General features: G+C 33.6%; 16 protein-coding genes. 5 read left to right on the forward strand and 11 right to left on the reverse strand.

Annotated elements, in window-relative coordinates; translation table 11 throughout:
* Positions 1 to 10 precede the first annotated feature (10 nt).
* The 5 genes from ACXR6G_RS08980 to uvrA form a co-directional block, all read right to left on the reverse strand.
* Positions 11 to 1,018, reverse strand: coding sequence for a FecR family protein (locus ACXR6G_RS08980; protein WP_458361083.1), 1,008 nt, complete (start codon positions 1,016 to 1,018; stop codon positions 11 to 13).
* A gap of 82 nt (positions 1,019 to 1,100) precedes the next feature.
* Positions 1,101 to 1,649 carry an RNA polymerase sigma-70 factor gene (locus ACXR6G_RS08985; protein ID WP_458361084.1) on the reverse strand — a complete coding sequence of 183 codons (549 nt, stop codon included), beginning with the start codon at positions 1,647 to 1,649 and terminating at the stop codon, positions 1,101 to 1,103.
* Positions 1,650 to 1,793: 144 nt separating this feature from the next.
* Positions 1,794 to 3,098, reverse strand: coding sequence for a carboxypeptidase-like regulatory domain-containing protein (locus ACXR6G_RS08990; RefSeq protein WP_458361085.1), 1,305 nt, complete (start codon positions 3,096 to 3,098; stop codon positions 1,794 to 1,796).
* A gap of 300 nt (positions 3,099 to 3,398) precedes the next feature.
* Positions 3,399 to 3,887: a hypothetical protein gene (locus ACXR6G_RS08995; protein WP_458361086.1), complete on the reverse strand. Its 489-nt coding sequence runs from the start codon at positions 3,885 to 3,887 to the stop codon at positions 3,399 to 3,401.
* Positions 3,888 to 3,941: 54 nt separating this feature from the next.
* Positions 3,942 to 6,734, reverse strand: coding sequence for an excinuclease ABC subunit UvrA (gene uvrA / locus ACXR6G_RS09000; RefSeq protein ID WP_458361087.1), 2,793 nt, complete (start codon positions 6,732 to 6,734; stop codon positions 3,942 to 3,944).
* A 174-nt stretch (positions 6,735 to 6,908) separates the two neighbouring features.
* Here uvrA and ACXR6G_RS09005 point away from each other — a divergent pair, with 174 nt between their 5' ends.
* Positions 6,909 to 7,508, forward strand: a complete 600-nt coding sequence (locus ACXR6G_RS09005; protein WP_458361088.1) for an RNA polymerase sigma factor — start codon at positions 6,909 to 6,911, stop codon at positions 7,506 to 7,508.
* Positions 7,509 to 7,590: 82 nt separating this feature from the next.
* Positions 7,591 to 7,830 carry a hypothetical protein gene (locus ACXR6G_RS09010; protein WP_458361089.1) on the forward strand — a complete coding sequence of 80 codons (240 nt, stop codon included), beginning with the start codon at positions 7,591 to 7,593 and terminating at the stop codon, positions 7,828 to 7,830.
* A 49-nt stretch (positions 7,831 to 7,879) separates the two neighbouring features.
* Here the strand turns inward: ACXR6G_RS09010 and ACXR6G_RS09015 are convergent, their stop codons facing one another.
* Both ACXR6G_RS09015 and ACXR6G_RS09020 read right to left on the reverse strand, forming a co-directional pair.
* Positions 7,880 to 8,857, reverse strand: a complete 978-nt coding sequence (locus ACXR6G_RS09015) for an MlaD family protein (RefSeq protein WP_458361090.1) — start codon at positions 8,855 to 8,857, stop codon at positions 7,880 to 7,882.
* A 56-nt stretch (positions 8,858 to 8,913) separates the two neighbouring features.
* Complete coding sequence (locus ACXR6G_RS09020) at positions 8,914 to 10,008, reverse strand: N-acetylmuramoyl-L-alanine amidase family protein (RefSeq protein WP_458361091.1); 1,095 nt, start codon at positions 10,006 to 10,008, stop codon at positions 8,914 to 8,916.
* A 348-nt stretch (positions 10,009 to 10,356) separates the two neighbouring features.
* Here ACXR6G_RS09020 and ACXR6G_RS09025 point away from each other — a divergent pair, with 348 nt between their 5' ends.
* On the forward strand, positions 10,357 to 12,903 hold the full coding sequence (locus tag ACXR6G_RS09025; protein WP_458361092.1) for a putative LPS assembly protein LptD: 2,547 nt from the start codon (positions 10,357 to 10,359) through the stop codon (positions 12,901 to 12,903).
* 33 nt (positions 12,904 to 12,936) lie between these two features.
* Here ACXR6G_RS09025 and ACXR6G_RS09030 read toward each other — a convergent pair whose 3' ends face one another.
* The 4 genes from ACXR6G_RS09030 to ACXR6G_RS09045 are packed head-to-tail and all read right to left on the reverse strand — an operon-like array spanning position 12,937 to position 15,928.
* Positions 12,937 to 13,503: an anthranilate synthase component II gene (locus ACXR6G_RS09030; RefSeq protein ID WP_458361093.1), complete on the reverse strand. Its 567-nt coding sequence runs from the start codon at positions 13,501 to 13,503 to the stop codon at positions 12,937 to 12,939.
* Positions 13,504 to 13,534: 31 nt separating this feature from the next.
* Positions 13,535 to 13,852: a PQ-loop repeat-containing protein gene (locus ACXR6G_RS09035; protein ID WP_458361094.1), complete on the reverse strand. Its 318-nt coding sequence runs from the start codon at positions 13,850 to 13,852 to the stop codon at positions 13,535 to 13,537.
* Between the two features lie 56 nt (positions 13,853 to 13,908).
* Positions 13,909 to 15,471: a SpoIIE family protein phosphatase gene (locus ACXR6G_RS09040; RefSeq protein WP_458361095.1), complete on the reverse strand. Its 1,563-nt coding sequence runs from the start codon at positions 15,469 to 15,471 to the stop codon at positions 13,909 to 13,911.
* Position 15,472: 1 nt separating this feature from the next.
* The gene (locus ACXR6G_RS09045) at positions 15,473 to 15,928 is read right to left on the reverse strand and encodes an Hpt domain-containing protein (RefSeq protein ID WP_458361096.1); all 456 of its coding nucleotides are present in this window, start codon (positions 15,926 to 15,928) and stop codon (positions 15,473 to 15,475) included.
* A 365-nt stretch (positions 15,929 to 16,293) separates the two neighbouring features.
* Here ACXR6G_RS09045 and ACXR6G_RS09050 point away from each other — a divergent pair, with 365 nt between their 5' ends.
* Entirely contained in the window at positions 16,294 to 18,009 is a 1,716-nt protein-coding gene (locus tag ACXR6G_RS09050; protein WP_458361097.1) for a hypothetical protein, read from the forward strand.
* Positions 18,010 to 18,299: 290 nt separating this feature from the next.
* On the forward strand, positions 18,300 to 19,403 hold the full coding sequence (gene gcvT, locus ACXR6G_RS09055; RefSeq protein WP_458361098.1) for a glycine cleavage system aminomethyltransferase GcvT: 1,104 nt from the start codon (positions 18,300 to 18,302) through the stop codon (positions 19,401 to 19,403).
* Positions 19,404 to 19,427 lie beyond the last annotated feature (24 nt).

Genomic DNA, 19,427 nt, shown 5'->3' on the forward strand with positions numbered 1-19,427 from the left:
AAAGGCAATTTTAATTTGCTCTCTTAATCAGAATCTGATTGCCTTTTTTCTCGTAAACCAAGTTGAATGGAATACACATGTAGTTTAAAATATCTTCCAAGGGATCATGATCGAATGTTGTGGTCAGAGGTAAATCATTAAGTTCCTCTTCCTGAAAATGAATTTGTACTTGATAGGTTCTGTTTAACACCTTAGCTACTTCTTGTAATTTTGTATCTCTAAAAATCATTTGTCGAGTTTTCCACGATAAGTAATTATCATCTCGAGTTATTGTTTTTTCAAGTATAGATTCTTGCAGACTAGCAAAGTCACCAGGGGTTAAAATAAGCTTATTGCTAGGTTTGTTGATAGATGAAAACTGAACTTTCCCTGTTTTCACAAGGACTTCAACCTTGTTTGTGGCAGCATTAATATTAAATGATGTTCCCAAAACTTTTACTTCTGCATCTTTAGCGTTAATAATAAAAGCTTTGTTTGGATTTTTTGCGATATCAAAAAATGCTTCCCCAATTAATTCCACACGACGTTCATTTTCACTAAACGTTCTAGGATAGATCAGCTTAGAATTTGAATTTAGTGTTATTACCGATCCATCATCGAGAGTTATGCTTTTGTTTGCTTCGTTTATCTCACAAACATAGGTTTTGTTAGGATACAGATGCGTGTAAGTTGTTTGAGCCAAAAGCCCAATTCCGAATAATATTATAATTGAAGCAGCAAGCCTAAAAAAGGTTTTAAAAGGAGAGGGCCTTGAAATAGAAAGATGTGAGTTGGTATCTTTCTTACTTACAATTCTCTTTTTTACATTCGACCAAGCATCCTCAGAGTCAAATGCCTCCTTAGCGAGATATAAATCAGCATGGGTTAAATCTTTTCCAGAAGCTTTTATCGCTTCAGCATAGTTAGGATTTACTTCCATCTCCGCTTCGAAAACCTCTAGTTCCGATTCTGTCATTTCTCCACTTAAATATTTCGAAATGATCTCCCAATCCAGTGTATGTGAAAATTCTTTTGTCATTCTGTTTGTTTTTGGCAGTTACGTTAAAAATTAACTGCAGCAATAGTCTTTATTAATAGTTCTCTTTGATATAATGCTTGGCTTAAAACAAGCACATATAATCTTTTAAACTGTGTCGAAATGCTTTGAGAGCTTTCCCCATATTAGCTTCAACTGTTTTTATGGAAATTGAAAGCTTTTGAGCTATTTCCTGATACTTTAAACCTTCAAATCTACTCATTTTGAAAATGGTACCACAGCGTTGTGGGAGTGAGGAGAGGGTTTGCTGTACAATTTTGTTTATTTCTTTTTCTTCAAGTTTATTAGATGAAGAATCATTGTCATTAAAGTGGTGTTTAATATATTCTTTGTACTTGTTATGACTGCCCATTTTTCTTAATATTTGCAGGGCATTGTGATAGGTTGATCGGTATAGATATGCTTTTATTGATGTGTGAATATTTAGTTCTTTCCTATTTTCCCAAATCTGGCAAAAGAGATTCTGAACAATTTCTTCTGATAGATCTTTCGTTTTGACAAAGCGAAGAGCGTAAAGACATAATTGTGGATAAAATTCCTTGAAAATTCTTTCAAATTCCTTTAGGTTGCCTTCTCGTATTTGCTTTGTAATATTTTGAGTATCCTCTAACATTCGTGATTACTGCTTTGTTTATTTTTAATATCTAATTAAAAATAGGACTTTTTTTTAAGTCTACTTATAAGCTTTGAAGTTTAGTTCTGAAAATATCCTGGAGAGGGAACTCCAGGATGAAATTACTGACTTCGTAGGTTAATCTTATTTACCTTTTCTTTTTAATTTCTTAATTGCAGCTTCGATCGATTGATCTGGCTCAATTGTGTTAGAAGCTCCCCAAAAGTTCTTATCACTAAAGCTTCCAATTTCATCTGCCATAACCTGATGTGATTTAAATCGTTCTTTTCCTTTGAATCTTACAGCTTCATCATCAGTTCTATCTGTAATAGCCATCTCTGTCATTACTGAAAATTTAGAATTGAAAAGTTTGCGTTTCCAGTTACATTTGAATTTAATTTCTCCACGGGCATATGTGAAATACCACTTGCCTTCTTTTTCTTGATAGTTGACAATATAGTCGGCTGATAAAGGTGTTACTTTTACGCCAGATGGTTTTTTGCGAATAAACATTCTTCTAACTTCTGACTCGTTTTCCATATTTAAGCTAAACTTAGCGCTACTCAAGGCTAGGTTGTTTGCGTCAATATAAAACAGACCATAGTATAAAGGTAAGTCGATACCTTCTTTTTGTCTAAACTCAATCACATAGTGAATCTTGTCATTAAGTTTGGTGATGTTTTTGAAAGTATAATCGTAGTTTTCAATAAAATCACCTGAAAGTAAGTTATATGGGTTTTTAATGATGTCAAGTAAAAGTGTTGTGTTTGGTCCACCCTGTAATTTAAATAATAAGGTATCCATTTTTTTAACATCCTGACTTTTACGTCCTTTGAATATTTGAACCTGATCGTCGCGCATTTGTCTGTAACCAGATTTGTTGATGTTGACTACAGCTTCTGATAAAGCGACATAAGTCCTGTTTTTCTTAATCGTTTCGCGATAAAAACCTTTCATCATGCTAGGATCAAGTGTGTAGTTTTCTGCAACTTTCTTTAGAATGCTACGAACTAAAAATAATGGGTCGTGAGGATAAATATTAATTTGATCCAGTGGAATGATAGCTGATTCTAATTCAAGAATATTCTTTTTAGGTTTTAATGAAGCAATCGTGAATTCTTGGTTCTTAAATCCAATATGAGAAACAGTAAGTGTTTTTACATCTAGATTTTTAGCAATTTTTAAAAGGAATTCTCCATCACTGTTTGATACAGTTGCTACATTAGAACCATCAACTGATATATTAGCGAAAATAAGCATCTCACCACTTGCTTTGTTTTTAATTTTTCCTTTGTACACATTATACTTAAGCGTGTCGATGACTTGCTGAGTTTTAACCTTCTTCTTCTTTCTGAAGTTGATGTTTTCAGCTCCCATAAGCTGGCTACAAGAAAGGACCAGTATAAATGAAAGCAATATCGAAACTTGTTTTCTGAAATTTGTTTTCATGATAGTATATTTTAAATGTTTAAAATTGTTAGACTATTATTTTGAGAAGGATTGGCCTGATCTTTCTGTCTTTCTACTACTATGATGCTTAATCAGGATTTTACCCTATCAGAAAACATTAAAATATACGAATTATTTACTCAATCATTGCTTAAGTGGTGGGATATTAGTCATTTGCATGTGTGTTTTTTTGATTAAAATAAATGGAGCTTGATGTAAATAGAAAGGCTCCATTACCTTTAAAAGTAATGAAGCCTTCGAATATTTAAAATGTATGAGATGTCGAATAGATTCGTATAATTATTCTGAAGCTTGCTCAATAATATGGAAAGCTTCGTGTAACCAAGCTTTTCGGTCTTCACTCACGGTAGAGATTGCATTTTTTAGTTTAGCCATTTCATGTTCCTTTGATTTTGCATCAAGCGTCTCTTCCATATTTTCAATTACGGTTAATGCCTCAAATGCAATTTCGAAATCGCCATTAATCAGTAGATCCACAAAGAGACTAATATGCTTAGCAAACTTTAAGCTCGATTGCCAACACATTTCAATCAGTTTTTTCTGAATAGACTGATATTTAGCATTCTGTATAGCAGTAATGATAGGTTCAGCGGCTTTAGCATCTTTAATATCGAAAAGAAAATTGTATAAGGCTTTTTCAACCTCAGTATTGCTAGGGACAGTTAAATAGTCAAGAATAGCAGGTAAATCATTAATATTACCTTTTGCACGTAGCTTTTCTATATTTTCAATAACGACTTTATTGTCCTTTAAATTTAAATCTATCATATTATGGTACTTTTATTTACTTTGTTGAAAACGAATATCCTTAGGGATAGATGTTTATAGTTTTTCTTTTAAATATTCTCCTGTGTAGGAATCTGATTTTTGTATGATATCTTCTGGTAAGCCTTCAAAGCAAAGCTCACCTCCATTAATTCCTCCTTCAGGTCCTAGATCAATAATCCAATCGGCACACTTAATAACCTCCATGTTGTGCTCAATTACGATTAAACTGTGTCCTCTAGCAATTAGAGCATTAAAGGCATCCATTAGTTTGTTAATGTCGTGGAAATGGAGCCCTGTTGTAGGTTCATCAAAGATGAAAAGGCAAGGTTCAGCTTTTTCTTTAGCTAAAAACGAAGCTAGTTTTACTCTCTGACTTTCACCACCACTTAAAGTACTTGAGGCCTGTCCAAGTTTCACATAGCCTAATCCGACATCAACCAAGGGCTTCAATCTTTGAGCAATCTTCTTTTCAATTTTACCTGTTGATGCCATAAAGAATTCTGTGGCTTCGTTCACTGTCATTTGAAGAATATCGTGAATGTTTTTTTCGCGATATCTAACATCGAGTATATCATCTTTGAAACGACGTCCCTTACAACTTTCACATTGTAAATAAACATCAGCCATAAATTGCATTTCAACCTTAATGATCCCTTCGCCTTGGCATTCATCACATCGACCACCATCGATATTGAATGAAAAGTGTGCCGATTTATAACCACTGTATTTTGAAGCTTGTTGCTCGGCATATAGTTTTCTAATCTCATCGTAAGCCTTTAAGTAGGTTACAGGATTAGATCGTGATGATTTTCCGATAGGGTTCTGATCAACAAATTCAACATTGCTAATCATGTGCAAGTCTCCTTTCAGCGCATCAAAATGACCACTTTTGTCAGAATAGCCACCGTAATGTTTCTTGAGAGCAGGGTATAGGATGGTCTTAATCAAAGACGATTTTCCAGAACCACTAACTCCAGTTACTAAGGTCATTGTATTTAGAGGAAACTTGATATCCAGCGATTTCAGGTTGTTTTCTCTTGCACCGAGGATTTCAATATAGTTATTCCATTTTCGCCTTGATGTAGGTGTTGGAATACATAGTGATTTTGAAATATATTGGGAAGTTAGGCTGGCATCAGAATTCTTTAGCTCTTCCACAGTTCCTTGAAACACCAATTCGCCACCTAATCGTCCAGCATAAGGTCCAATATCAATAACCTGATCAGCCGCCATAATGATGTCTTCATCGTGCTCAACAACGACAACTGTGTTGCCAAGGTCGCGTAGCTGGCGAAGCACTTTAATTAGAAGTTCCGTATCTTTCGAATGTAAACCAATACTAGGTTCATCAAGTATGTATAGAGATCCAACTAAACTACTTCCAAGTGATGTCGCTAGATTAATTCGTTGCGATTCACCACCTGATAAACTGCTTGATAATCGGTTTAAGGTCAGGTAGCCCAGTCCAACATCTGAGAGGAATTGCAGGCGATTCTGAATTTCAATTAGAATTCGTTTCGCAACCTTTTCATCACTTCCTTCTAATTTTAAATTATTAAAGAATTCGTTCAGATCAGAAATAGGCAGTAAAACTAAATCTTGTATATTCTTGTCAGTGATTTTAATATAGCCTGCTTCTTTCTTTAAGCGTGTACCACGGCAATCGGGACAAGTTGTTTTTCCACGATATCTCGATAACATGACGCGGTACTGAATCTTGTATTGTTTGGATTCGATGTATGCGAAGAAAGCATGTAAACCTTTGAAATGCTTATTTCCTGTCCAAAGCAATTGTTTTTGTTCTTCGCTAAGTTCAAAGAAAGGTTTATGAATTGGAAAATCGAATTTTTCAGCAGCAAATACGAGCTCATCTTTCCATTTGCTCATTTTTTCACCTTTCCAGCATACTACAGCATCTTCATATATGCTTCTGGTCTTGTTGGGGATCACTAAGTCTTCATCGATACCAATAACTTTGCCGAATCCTTCACATTTAGGGCAGGCACCAACAGGATTGTTGAAACTAAAAGTATGTGTATGTGGATCTTCAAATGTAATGCCATCAGCTTCAAAACGATTTGAAAAGCTATGGTAATTTAGATCTTTGGAATCAGAAATAGATATCAAACATTCACCTTTACCTTCATAAAAGGCTGTTTGAATAGAATCAGCCAAGCGATTACGGGTATCTTCTTCCTTATCAATTCTAATGCGATCTACAATAATATGGATGTTATCTTTTTTTGATAATAAATCATTGTCTTCTAAAACATCAAATATTTTGTGAGCTTTCCCTTCAATCTCTATTCGAGAAAAACCTTGTTGTGATAGAACTTCAAGCTGTTCTTTTCTTGAGCGCTCACCGTTGGGGTGAAGTGCTGCCATAATCATGACTGTGGCATCTGCTTCTTGTTCTAAGGCAAAATTGACCACATTGCCTACACTATGTCTTTTTACTATAGTATTCGAAATAGGAGAGTAGGTTTTTCCTACTCGGGCAAAAAGCAGCTTTAAGTAGTCATATATTTCAGTTGATGTTCCTACCGTTGAACGTGGGTTGCGGGTATTTACCTTTTGTTCTATGGCAATTGCTGGTGGAATACCTTTAATATAATCAACCTCAGGTTTGTTTATTCGCCCAAGGAACTGACGAGCGTATGATGATAAACTCTCCACATAACGTCTTTGCCCTTCAGCGTAAAGCGTATCGAAAGCCAAGGATGATTTTCCCGAACCGGAGAGTCCTGTGACCACTATAAATTTATTGCGAGGGATTTTTAAGTCGATATTCTTAAGATTATGGACCTTTGCTCCCTTTATGGTGATGAATTTATCTTGATGAATCATGTTTATTCCTTGAAGTTATGAGCGACATATAAAATCTTACAAATTTATTTAAGTTCTTTCGATTTGCAAAACTCTTTATTATTTATAATCTTGCAAGTGATATAATAATTGACACACTAAAACCTACTTTGCTTATAGATCAATCTCTACACAATATTACCTAAAATATAGAATGTGAAATTGGAGAATTTTGATTTAAAAAGCGATCAATATTATATTGAGCGATTTATTTCCGGCGACCAGTCTGGAATAGAAATGCTCATAACTCGCCATAAAGATAGGTTGTATACCTACATTTATCTAATTGTTAAAAATAAAGATCTAACCGATGATATCTTTCAAGATGTTTTCATTAAGGTTATTCAATCTTTACGAGCTGGAAAATATCGTGATAACGGTAAGTTTTTAGCTTGGGTGTTTCGTATTGCCCATAATTTGATTATCGATCATTTTAGGCAGGAGAAAATGAAAAAAGTTTATTCGAATGATGATTTTGAACTAGATCTTTTCAATTCAGATAAATTTAGCGACGACAATTGTGAGGATATCATGATTCGCTCTCAGGTGCATTATGAAGTGAAAGAATTGGTGGATCGCCTCCCTGCAGATCAGAAAGAGGTGATTGTCTTACGTCATTATAAAGGCTTGAGCTTTAAAGAAATTGCGGATGATACTGATGTGAGTATCAATACAGCATTAGGACGTATGCGTTATGCTTTGATAAATCTGAGGAAAATGATAGAGGAAAATAAACTCAATCTCTTGATTTCATAGTGAGTGAAATGCTTTGGTAAATATTTTTATACTAAAATAAAAATGTTCGCGTTATAGATGGTATAAACCAAAAAATATGCGAATGAATTCAATTTTTACACTTGTAGGTTGGGCATCAACAAGGAATCATGATGATTTTCTTACTGAACTTGAAAGCATCTCTATTGATGACTTGATGGGATCGGGGGATTTAATCAATTATTTAGATGATTCACTGCTTGAAGCACCAGCTAGTTTGATTAAGAGAGTTATGCGTTACTCTGAAGCTCATAGTCATTTAAAGACGCAGTATGACGGTCTTAACGATCTTATCTTAAACTAAAAAAAAGCCAGATTTAAAATCTGGCTTTTTTGTGACTATATGATTTGTACTATTTCTTTTTCTTTCCCTTGTCTTTGCGTCCAAATACAGAGAGCTGAACATAGCGTTTAGGATGGGCTTTTAGATCAACCAACAACTCATCTAAGTGTTTAGATGCGGATTCCATATGGTGGTAAAGGCTATCATTTTTAAGGAAAGCTCCCATACTACCTTTACCTGAATTTATTTGCTGGAAGATTTCGTTTACCTGAGCTAAAGCAGCATTGGCATTATTCACAGTTGAAGCAATTTCTGCTTGTTTTAAGGAATCAGAAATACTTGAGAAGTTACTTAGAATGTTATTAATATTTTTACCGTTAGATTCAAGATTACCCGTTATAGATTCGACATTAGCTAATATCTTTTCCATATTAGACCTTTGTCCTGTAACCAAGGTGTCAAGGCTACCTGATGTATGCTCAAGCTTGTTTATTGTGTTTTTAATACTTGTTAAACTCTGTGATATATTATCACGAGCATCTGCATTAAAGATGTATTGTATAACGGTTAGCACCGAATCGACACTTGACATTAGTTTCTCAGCTTTATTCTTAAGAGGCAGCATTTGCATACTGACTTGTTCTTTTAAGTCACCTTCAATACTTCCTTTAATGGTGTCACCAGCTAGTAATACCGTTTTAGAGTTCCCAGTAATAATCTGAATTTCCTTTGTTCCCATAATATCTGAACTAACAATTCTAGCTGTCGTATTATTAGGAAGCTTGAACCCGTCACCCACCGAGAATGATACAATTAAATCATTGATATTTGATTCACTGAATTTGATAGATTGAATTTGGCCAACTTTAAAGCCCCTTAGAGTTACTGGACTCGATTTTTTTAAGCCATCAACTCGTTGATATTTTGCATAAAATAGTTGATCTGTTGAGAATATACTGTTTCCCTTAAGGAAATTTATTCCCCAAATAAAAATCGTAATGGCAGCTACAACCAATAATCCAATAGTAGCTTCTTTTGATATTTTCATTTAGTAATATTGTGTGATTACTTCATCCTTTCTTAATCAAAGGTAGAGAATAATTATTATGATTTTTGAATCTTTTTGGCTTCTTTAATAGAAATTGGCTTCCCCTTGTGGTAAGCAACTATAAAACAGTCATGAATTATTTTTTTTATTTGCTTTTTCTCATTGATAACTGTTTTCAAGTTTGAGTCTTGTGCAACAGAGTATTTATAAATGCCATTTACATGCTTTTCTACGACATTATCAAGTCCTTCAAATACCTTGGCATTCAATGCAATTTTCTTTGATGAGGATTTTATTTGTACACAATAATAAACCTCTGTTGATGATTCAGGCATAATGGGTTTTTCTTTCACCTCAAGAGTTCGAGAACTGTGTCGTTCAATTTCTTCTTTATACGATCTGAAAGCTCTGAAAATAGCAGAAGCCATATAATCTTGTCCTTTTTTAGATCTTAGAAAACGTTCTTCAGTAGGGTTCGAAATAAAACCAACTTCTATCAAAACGGAGGGCATACTTGCTTTTCTGAGGACCCATAGCTCTGCAGCTTTTACACCTCTAGATCGCCTACCTACTCTGTTTTTAAATTGATGTTCGGTATGTTGAGCCATTGATGTGCTATTGTCAATATGAAGACTATGCATCAAATTAAATATAATATATGAAGCTGGATCTTTTGGGTTGAAGCCTTCATAATTATTGCTGTAGTCGTCTTCGTAAAGCATGACTGAATTTTCTTTCATCGCAACAGCCAAATTGTCTTTCGATTTGTGAAGACCTAAAATAAAGGTTTCCGTGCCATATGTCCTTGTATTATTCTCAAGGCTATTGGCATGAATGGATAGGAAAAGATCTGCTTTATTTTTATTGGCAATCTCAGGTCTTTTTTTTAGCGGAATGAAAACATCTGTCTCTCTTGTATAAACAATCTTTATGTTGGGGAAATGCTCTTTAATATATTGTCCCGCTTTGAGTGAAATGCTCAGTGCGATATCTTTTTCGTAGCAATGTTTCCCAACAGCACCTGGATCTTTCCCTCCATGACCTGCATCAATAACAATGGTGTTAATTTTATATTCGGATTTTTGTCCGGAACAGAAAAAGCTGCTAGAACTTAGAACAAAAAACATTAAAAAAACTGATACTCTATTCATTATATATTGTGAAATTTTATTCGAAAAAAAAATCAGACAAGAAATCTTCATAAAAGAACTTAAAAAATGATTCTGAACTGTGTTCAGATGAGGGAATATAGTAGTTTTATTTGTAATTTTGGCGACCTGAGACCTTTCTGTTTGTGATTGATGATAATCATATTTTGAAACAAAATAGTCTTATGGGCTTAAACCTTAGTGTACTACATCTGATTTTTAAGTTTATTAGTCGATCTCATTCTTGTACAAAAATAACGATAAAAATTGCAATTGAAATTACAACAAAAGCTTTTTATACTTTTCATTCTTAGCTTAATTCCGTTAAACATATTTGCGGATGTTAATCTAATGGGTAATGAGAGTCCTGTATGTGAGAATTTTAATTATTCTCCTTTGGTGGTTAATGGGTATGCTGAATTCTTACAGCAAGTTGATTCTTTAGATTTAAAATCAGGAAAAAAGGGAGGTGTTGAAAATGATTCAATAGCAGCTGATTCAACAGCAAAGAAACCTTTTCTTCAGACGGCTATAGAATACAATGCTGACGATAGTGTTACTTTCTCGCTAACTGGTCAGAAAGTGTTTTTGACTAATAATGCTTTTGTGAAATATGGTGCTACTGAACTAAGAGCCTATTATATTGAGCTTGATATAGCAAATAAAGAAGCCTTTGCTTACGGAATTAAGGATAGTATTGGTGATCTTATACATACACCAGAGTTTAAGGATGGAGCCGAGGAATTCACGTGTAAGGAATTGAAATATAACTTTGAGACTGGCAAAGGTTTGGTCAATGAGGTAATTACTGAGCAAGAAAGTGGTTATGTCCATAGTGAGATTACAAAAAGGATGGATGAAAATACCTTCTTTCTTAAAAATGGTAAGTATACGACCTGCGATCATGAGCATCCTCATTTTTATGTGCGAATGACAAAGGCTAAAATGATTAAGGATGATAAAATCGTCTCAGGCCCTCTGCATATTGTTTTAGAAGATGTACCTCTTCCAATCGGACTTCCATTTGGATTTTTCCCATTTAGCAGCAAATATTCATCAGGTATTCTTTTGCCAAGTTATGGTGAGGAACAACGAAGGGGATTTAACCTTCGAGGAGGTGGATATTATTGGGCAATTAACGATTATATGGATTTAACTTTTCGAGGAGATATTTTTGCTAATGGTTCATGGGGAACTTATCTGCAATCGAAGTATAAAAAGCGCTATAGATATAGTGGTAATTTGTCAACAGAATATCACAAGAATAAATATGGTGATAAAGGTTTAGATGACTATTCTGAAGTGACTGACTTTGCTATTCGATGGACGCATACTCAGGATTCTAAGGCAAACCCATATCGTACATTTTCTGCATCGGTCAACTTTTCTACTTCAGAGAATGACAGGAATAACTCTCAGAATATCAATAAGATTGTGAATAATCAGAAGCAATCTAGTATTTCGTATAGTAAAAAGTGGCCTGGGAAACCTTTCAGTTTAAACGGATCATTACGCCACTCTCAGAATAGCAGGGATACAACTATTTCGTTAACACTACCAAGTTTATCATTGAATATGACTCAAATATATCCTTTCAGAACCAAGGGGAAAAGTTCTGATTTGAAGTGGTATGATAAAATTGGTGTAAGTTATTCTTCGAAATTGGAGAATAGAGTAAATATCAAAGAAGATAAATTGATGTCCTCTTCTCTAACAAAAGACTGGAAAAATGGTTATCAGCATAGTATTCCTCTTACAACGAATTTTAAGTTAGCTCGTGACTTAACCTTATCACCAACTCTTAATTATAAAGGTGTTTTGTATTCTCGATCAATTCGTAGGCATTGGGATGAAACATTGAATGAGAATAAGGGAGGTACAGTTGATGATACGATTCAGGGAATGCAGTACGCTCATAATTATTCAACTTCAGCATCATTATCTTTAAGTCCAAAGATATATGGGATGTACACTTTTAAGAAGACTTCGAAGATTGAAGCGATTCGTCATGTCATGACACCATCGATTAGTGTGAGCTATACGCCAGAGATTGGAATTCCCAGAGAGAAATACTACAAAACCTATAAGAATGGAGATGGTAAAGACGTTGAGTATTCTATTTTTGATGGAAGTTTATACGGAACTCCTACTGGTGCTAAGGAATCTGGAAGTATTAATTTGAGTCTGGATAATAATGTTGAGGCGAAAATTAAAACAGCTAACGACACAACTGGGAATGAAGATTTCAAAAAGGTAAAACTTCTGGAGAGCCTTAAGTTTTCTACGAGTTATAATATGTTTGCTGATTCGTTAAACTGGTCGAATATCAGAATAAATGGTCGAACAAAAATTTTCAAGAACAAGTTGGATCTGAGTTTTAACTCAACAGTTGACCCATATGCATTAAATGGCAATGATATTAAGATTGATAAATTTGGTCCGCGGTTAACCAATGCTTCTATTGATTTAGGATTCAGGTTATCATCTAGTGATTTTAAGGGTGAAGCTGAAGAGGGTGGTGAAGAAAGTGGGGAGACGAAGACTCCAGATGAAATGCGATTTGTTCAGTTTGATGTGCCTTGGTCATTTTCATTAGATTATGGATGGACATACTCCAAGCCAACTAGAAAGACAACTGTTAATCAGAATATTGGTCTTCGAGGTGATTTTAGTTTGACTCCTAAGTGGAAAATTAATTTTTCCACAGGTTATGATTTTGCTAATAAGTCAATTACGGCTACTCAATTTTCTTTAACTCGTGATTTGCACTGTTGGCAAATGACCTTTAATACCATTCCATTTGGAACCTACCAATCTTATAATTTTAAGCTTAGTGTAAAATCTTCTGTTCTTCAGGATTTGAAATACGAGAAGAAAAAAGTTTGGCAGGATAACTAGTTTAGCTAGTTCTTTATATTGAATAGATAAGCTTTAGGATTCAATCCAGTTTCTTAGAATCTCAGTTCCATGTTCCGTCATTATAGATTCTGGATGGAACTGAAGGCCACAAATATCGAGTTCTTTATGACGAATTGCCATAATAAGATCGTCAGGGTCAGTAGCCGTAATACTTAAGCAATCGGGGAGTTTTGTTTTGTTTAAGGCCCATGAGTGGTATCTTCCAGAATTGAATTTCTGAGGTATATTATGGAATAAATATTCTGACTTATCCGTAACTAAGGTTGTTTTTGGAACTCCATGTGTAATATCTTCAATATTAAAGATGGCTCCTCCAAAATAAACGCAGATATATTGCATACCTAAACACACACCTAAAATAGGTTTTATCGTTTTATATTGATCTAGAATTTCACCCATTACTCTCACGTTCTCCGGTAAACCAGGACCAGGTGAAAAAATAATTTTATCACAAGCTTTAATAGCCTCCCAATTTATTTCATTATTTCTCATGACAATAACTTGATCTGAGAATTGTTCTACAGTATGTGCTAAGTTGTAGGTAAATGAATCGAAATTATCTATGATGACTATTTTCACAATTGTTTAATTAGGAGAGCTATGAAAGCTTTTATTTTATAATTCTACGCTTAAGACTTGCAAGTGCAGTTGGTGTGCTATTAAAACGGTATTTTGCATAGATAAGGTAAAATACCATAATTATATTAAACAGGTAATTGAAATACAGTGGTATGTGATATATTTGATTTAAGATATCATCAACAATAATATACCAGAATGTCAACACTTCACCCAAAAACCAGAGCCAAATGAAGAGTTCATTAAGATCATCTACTTTTTGTGTTTTGATGGTATGTATTACTTGAGGTATTCCACAAATAGCAAAAAGGATGCTGCCCATCCAGCCAATAATTTCGTTTGGAGTCATAATTTCTAATTTTTGACAAATGAACAAAATTAATAGCGAACTGAGAAAGCTAATGCCTAATTTTTTTGAACAAGTAGAAGGGTTCTGTCATCATCAAACTTAGAAATATTTAATGAATGGATTAATTGATGCTCAACATCAGAAAGTTTAATGCTTGCTTTTCCCATAGCCTGATGTAAGTTTTCAAGGAAAACTTCATCCCCAATCATATTGCCTGTTCGATCATTCACAGCTTCAATATACCCATCTGTATAAAGTAAAATTTTGTCTCCTTGATTAAAATCTTGTATTAGACTTAAATAATGAGCATCAGGAATTACGCCCAAGAGTGTGCCAACAATATTGAGTTGTGCAAATTTGTTTTCTTTTGCATTATAGAAGAGAGGTTGAAGTGCACCTGCAGATGCTATGCTGACCTTAGAGGTTTGTGAACAAACTGTTATGATGCTAAGTGTTGTGAAAACCTCACTGAGTTTTAGATCTTTAAATATGGATTGGTTGATTATTTCTAGAAACTTCCCAGGAGATTTAATGAAATCGAACTCTTCGCGACTTAAGAAAAAATTGATTGTACTTCGTATATAGGCAATATAAGCGGGCACAAAAAACCAAGCATCCCACTTTTTTCCCATTACATCGCCTACAACAATAATTTTCTTGTGATTGTCAACACTGAATGTTTCATAAAAATCGCCACCAGCAAGTTTGTTATAGGCTTGATGTACAATCTGAATGTTGAAATCTAAAATGTCTTCGTTGTATTGATTCTCAAAGCGTATTGGTGATTGCTTAGCTGCCGTATTAAGGGCATTGAAATATTTATTTTTAAGATTTAATTCTTGTTGAATTGATGAGTTGATTTGGTGAATAATCAACCTTTCATCCAGTTGTTTATATAAAAATGAATCGATATGATTTGTTAGGAAATAATCAAATTTTTCAGTGTCCTTGGAATCTGAAATTAAAATGTCAATAGGAATTAACCCTTCGATAGTTTTGCTAATCTTATCTAAAATAGAAATTGCCCAAATTGCATTGTCGTCGATAATAATACGCCAAACTTGTTCTTCTTTTAGGTGAGTAAATAATTCTTGATCAGATTGAACGTCCTTGACAGGCGTTTTGATATACTGCTGAGGAAGTTTGAATTTATTCTCTCTAGGTGTGCAATACACAATATTGCCTTTATCAAAATTGAGCTTGATTTTCAAGGATGAATCAGTAATCTCTTTTCTGATTTGTGTCTTTTTAATATGGGCTTTAATTTTTGATATGAAAACCTCTTGCTTGAAAGGCTTTGTGATAAAATCATCAGCTCCATCATTTAAATTTTGAATCCAAGTCTCTTCTTCATCATTATCCGAAAGAAAGATAAATGGCGTGAGCCTATATTCAGGAGTTTTGCGAATGTGTCTCACAAGATCATTTCCACTCATCAGGGGGAGGTCGAGATCAGAAATGATGAGATCGAAATGTTGATTTTTAGCTTTTTCTATCGCTTCAACACCATTTTTTGCGAGTGTTGATTTATACCCGATACCAGTAAGGGTAAATTCTATATACTTTAGTGTTGCATTGTTACTATCTACAACTAATATGTGAGGTGTATTTTTTGTCATATTAAAGCTCTAATATAGCTTTTCTCAATTCTGTTATTGCTATAGGACTTTGGTTCAGAAATTTGCTGACAAGTGTAGGTATGAATTTCAAGTCGATATCATTAACTTCCTCATTACGAACGTTGTTCCATATTCTTAAATCATCATCATTAAGCTTATGTCTATTTTCAATTTTCTGTTGAAGTTCAACTTTTTGATTGCCTTTAGAATAATGTTCAATTTTTTCTAAGCAATCTCCTAACTCATCCATTCCCATGATTCTCACAGAAGATTTTGCTTTGTGAGCAACAGCACCAAGCTCTGTCCATTGTTTATTTTCAAAGTAGCTTGAAATCCCTTCAGTAAATTCAGGGTTTTGTTCAATAAAGATTTCAACCATTTCAACCATGATATCTTTATTGTTACCAGACATTTCTCTTAAGTATGATAAATCAATGATTTTAGTGTTTGAGTTCATTTCCGCTTATGAATTGATTAATGAAACTAAATCCGTTAGTTTTAGATGATGATTTGAATTAAACTACCTTATTTGAGCTATCCGTTTAAAATATGATTGTTAATAGATCAATATAAACTAAAATTTAAAAAGATGCAAAAATGTTTATATCGCATCCCACTTATTATACAATATTAATAATTTATTTTAAAATAGGCTACTATAATTTCTTATTGTAGTAGGTTGTGGGATTTTAGTAAGTCAATCTGTTGAACATACTTACTTAACTCAATGTTTTTATGCTAATTTTAAAAAAAATGATTGTTCTTCATTTGTCCTTTAAAATTCTTAATTTAGTTATTTCTTATTGATCTAAATATATTACCATGCAATTATTACGAATACTGTTATTTTTCTTATTTTTTTCTGCAGGGAATGCATATGCTCAGGGTTTTATGAGGATTGATCCTGCTGAATTCGTTGGAGATAACATTGAAGGAAAGACGCTCTTGAAAAATATAAGTAAGGCTAAGAGACTTTTTAAAAAAGGAGAATCATCATTTACAGAATGTCTCAATTTTCTATTAGAATGTAATAAGTTCAATAGTAATAATGCTGAATTGAATTATAATATTGGTCAGTCTTATTTAAAGTACGGTAAGAAAGATTTAGCAAAATCATATTTTGAACAAGTTAAGGTTTTGAAACCCAATATAAATGCTGAACTTTATTTGTTTTTAGGACAAGCATGCCAATTTTCTAATGATTTTTCAAACGCTATTTTAAACTATAAAACTTATGTTGAAATTCTTCAGCATGAAGGCGCAAGGCGAAATACAGAAAAACTATCTTCTGTTTTTAGATATATAGATGAATGCAAAAGTGGACAAATTTTGTCCGAACAATCCGCAGATTTTAATGTTGAAAAATTGCCATCACCAATAAATTCTGAAGCCAACGATATACTTGCAATAAAAGATGGCTCAAAATTATTTTTCAACTCGGATAGAATAATTGTTGGTGATAAGAAAAAGAATAAAGATGAATCATCCTTAAGAGGTTTTAGTGTTGCTCTAATTAATGGTGAATGGGCGAATTTTAGTATCTTAAATGATGAAAAGAAATCGCGTTATTTACCCATGATGGTTGCTAAGGTAGATGATAATCAATATTTATTCTACGATAAATATGCTGGGTTTGGAGATTTAATCTTTATGCAAAAAAGTGATAAGTACTGGATCAAAGAGATGGATGTATTCTTTATGAATAAATTGAAATCTGATGAATCGTCAGCATCTTTCACTGCTGATGGTAATACTGTTGTATTTGTAAGTGATAGAGACGAAAATCAAACTGATATTTTTTATTCTCAGAAAGATAATGATGGTGAATGGAGTGACCCCATAAAGCTTGGTGATCAAATTAACTCGAAATATGATGAGAGAGATGTTTTTCTTTCGAATGATGGAAAGGTGATGTATTTTAGTTCTAAAGGAAGAAATACAATTGGGGGATACGATATTTTTAAATCTGAGAAAGATGAAGGTGGTAGCTGGATGCAAGCTAAGAATATGGGGGTCCCAATTAATTCTGCCTACGATGATCGTCATTTCTTTCCTTATGAAGGTGATTCGTTTTTATTCGATTCTGATAGAGGTGAAAATGGAAAATTCGATATTTACAGTAAGAAACTTATTGTAGAGACAGTGGTTGAAGATGAGCTTGTTGAGCCAATAAAGATTCTTGAGAAAATTGAACCCGTTATACCTGTTGAAAAAATAGATATTCTTCCTGAGGTAATTCCAGTTTCGATTCCAGTTGTTGAGAAAGTGAAAATTCTAATGACGACTTATAAAATTCAAATTGCAGCTTCAAAAATAGCAATGAAGACTGTTGAGTTGAAAAAAATATACCGAGGTAAACATGAGGTTGTTAGTTCCTATGATGGTGAATGGTATCGATACACGATTGGGAATTTTGACAATATAGAAGATGCGATCTATTTTAAAGATAGATTAGATGTTGGTAAAGCCTTTGTCGTTAGTTTTGAGAATGAAACAAGAAAAAAAATAATAACGAATTATAGTTTATTTAGGAAGTAGTTTAAATTCATAATGATAGAATATCCGGATGATCTTAAAAATATGCTTTATAATACAATGTATATTTTGAAGTTTAATCGGTATTTTTTTGCCTAGAATTTGGATTCTTTTACATTTGCAAAACAAAATAGAATGAAAATTCAATAAGTACAATTATGAGGAGTATCGATATTTTTATATTCTTTGTATTTGAGTGAGTTATATAAACAATACTTAAAATAAGAATTGAAATGTTTTTCTGGCTTTTATTGGAGAACACATTGAAATCTTAAAATTCAAACAACAAACAGATGAAAAGAACTGCATTCACTAGTTTTCATGAAGAATTAGGCGCTAAAATGGCAGAATTTGCTGGTTATAATATGCCTATTGAGTTTACTGGTATTAAGGATGAACACATGTGTGTTCGTGAAAAGCTAGGTGTATTTGATGTATCTCACATGGGTGAGTTTTGGGTAAAAGGACCTAAGGCTTTTAGCTTTGTTCAGAAATTAACCACTAATGATGTGGCTGCCTTAACTGATGGAAAAATTCAGTACTCATGTTTTCCAAACGGAAAAGGTGGTATTGTTGATGACTTATTGGTTTACTGTATCGATTCTGAAACTTATTTATTAGTTGTGAATGCAGCTAATATTGATAAGGACTGGGCATGGTGTGTTAAGAATGCTGAAGAAATGGGCTTAGAAGTAGGAACAGAACTTTATAATGCTTCAGATGAAATTTGTCAGTTAGCAGTTCAAGGTCCTTTGGCTCTTAAAGCAATGCAGAAGCTTATTGATGTTCCTGTTGAAGATATGGAATATTACACATTCCAGAAAGTAAATATGGCTGGTATTGAGAATGTAATTTTCTCAACTACAGGTTATACTGGTTCTGGTGGATGTGAGATTTATGTAGCTAACGAAGATGGCGAAAAATTAATGAATGCTGTTATGGAAGCCGGTAAAGAATTCGGTATTCAGCCAATCGGTTTAGCTGCTCGTGATACACTTCGTCTTGAAGTTGGATTCTGTTTATATGGAAACGATATTGATGATGATCACACACCAATTGAAGCAGGTCTAGGTTGGATAACTAAATTTGTTGAGGGTAATGATTTTATCGATAGAGAATTTTTCGAGAAGCAGAAAGCTGATAAGCCTAAGCGTCGTTTGAAAGGTTTCGAGATGATCGACCGTGGTATTCCTCGTCATGGCTATAAAATTGAGGATGCTGAAGGTAATGAAATTGGTGAAGTTACTTCAGGAACCAGTGCTCCAGCTCTTGGGAAATCAATTGGTCTGGGTTACGTAAAAGAAGGTTTCTACAAAGTGGATACTGAAATTTACATCCGTGTAAGAAAGAAAGCACTTAAAGCAAAAATTGTAAAAATTCCTTTTTATAAAAGCTAGTATCTTAAATGATAGATTGAGATT

It is taken from the genome of Ancylomarina sp. YFZ004, assembly GCF_054254355.1.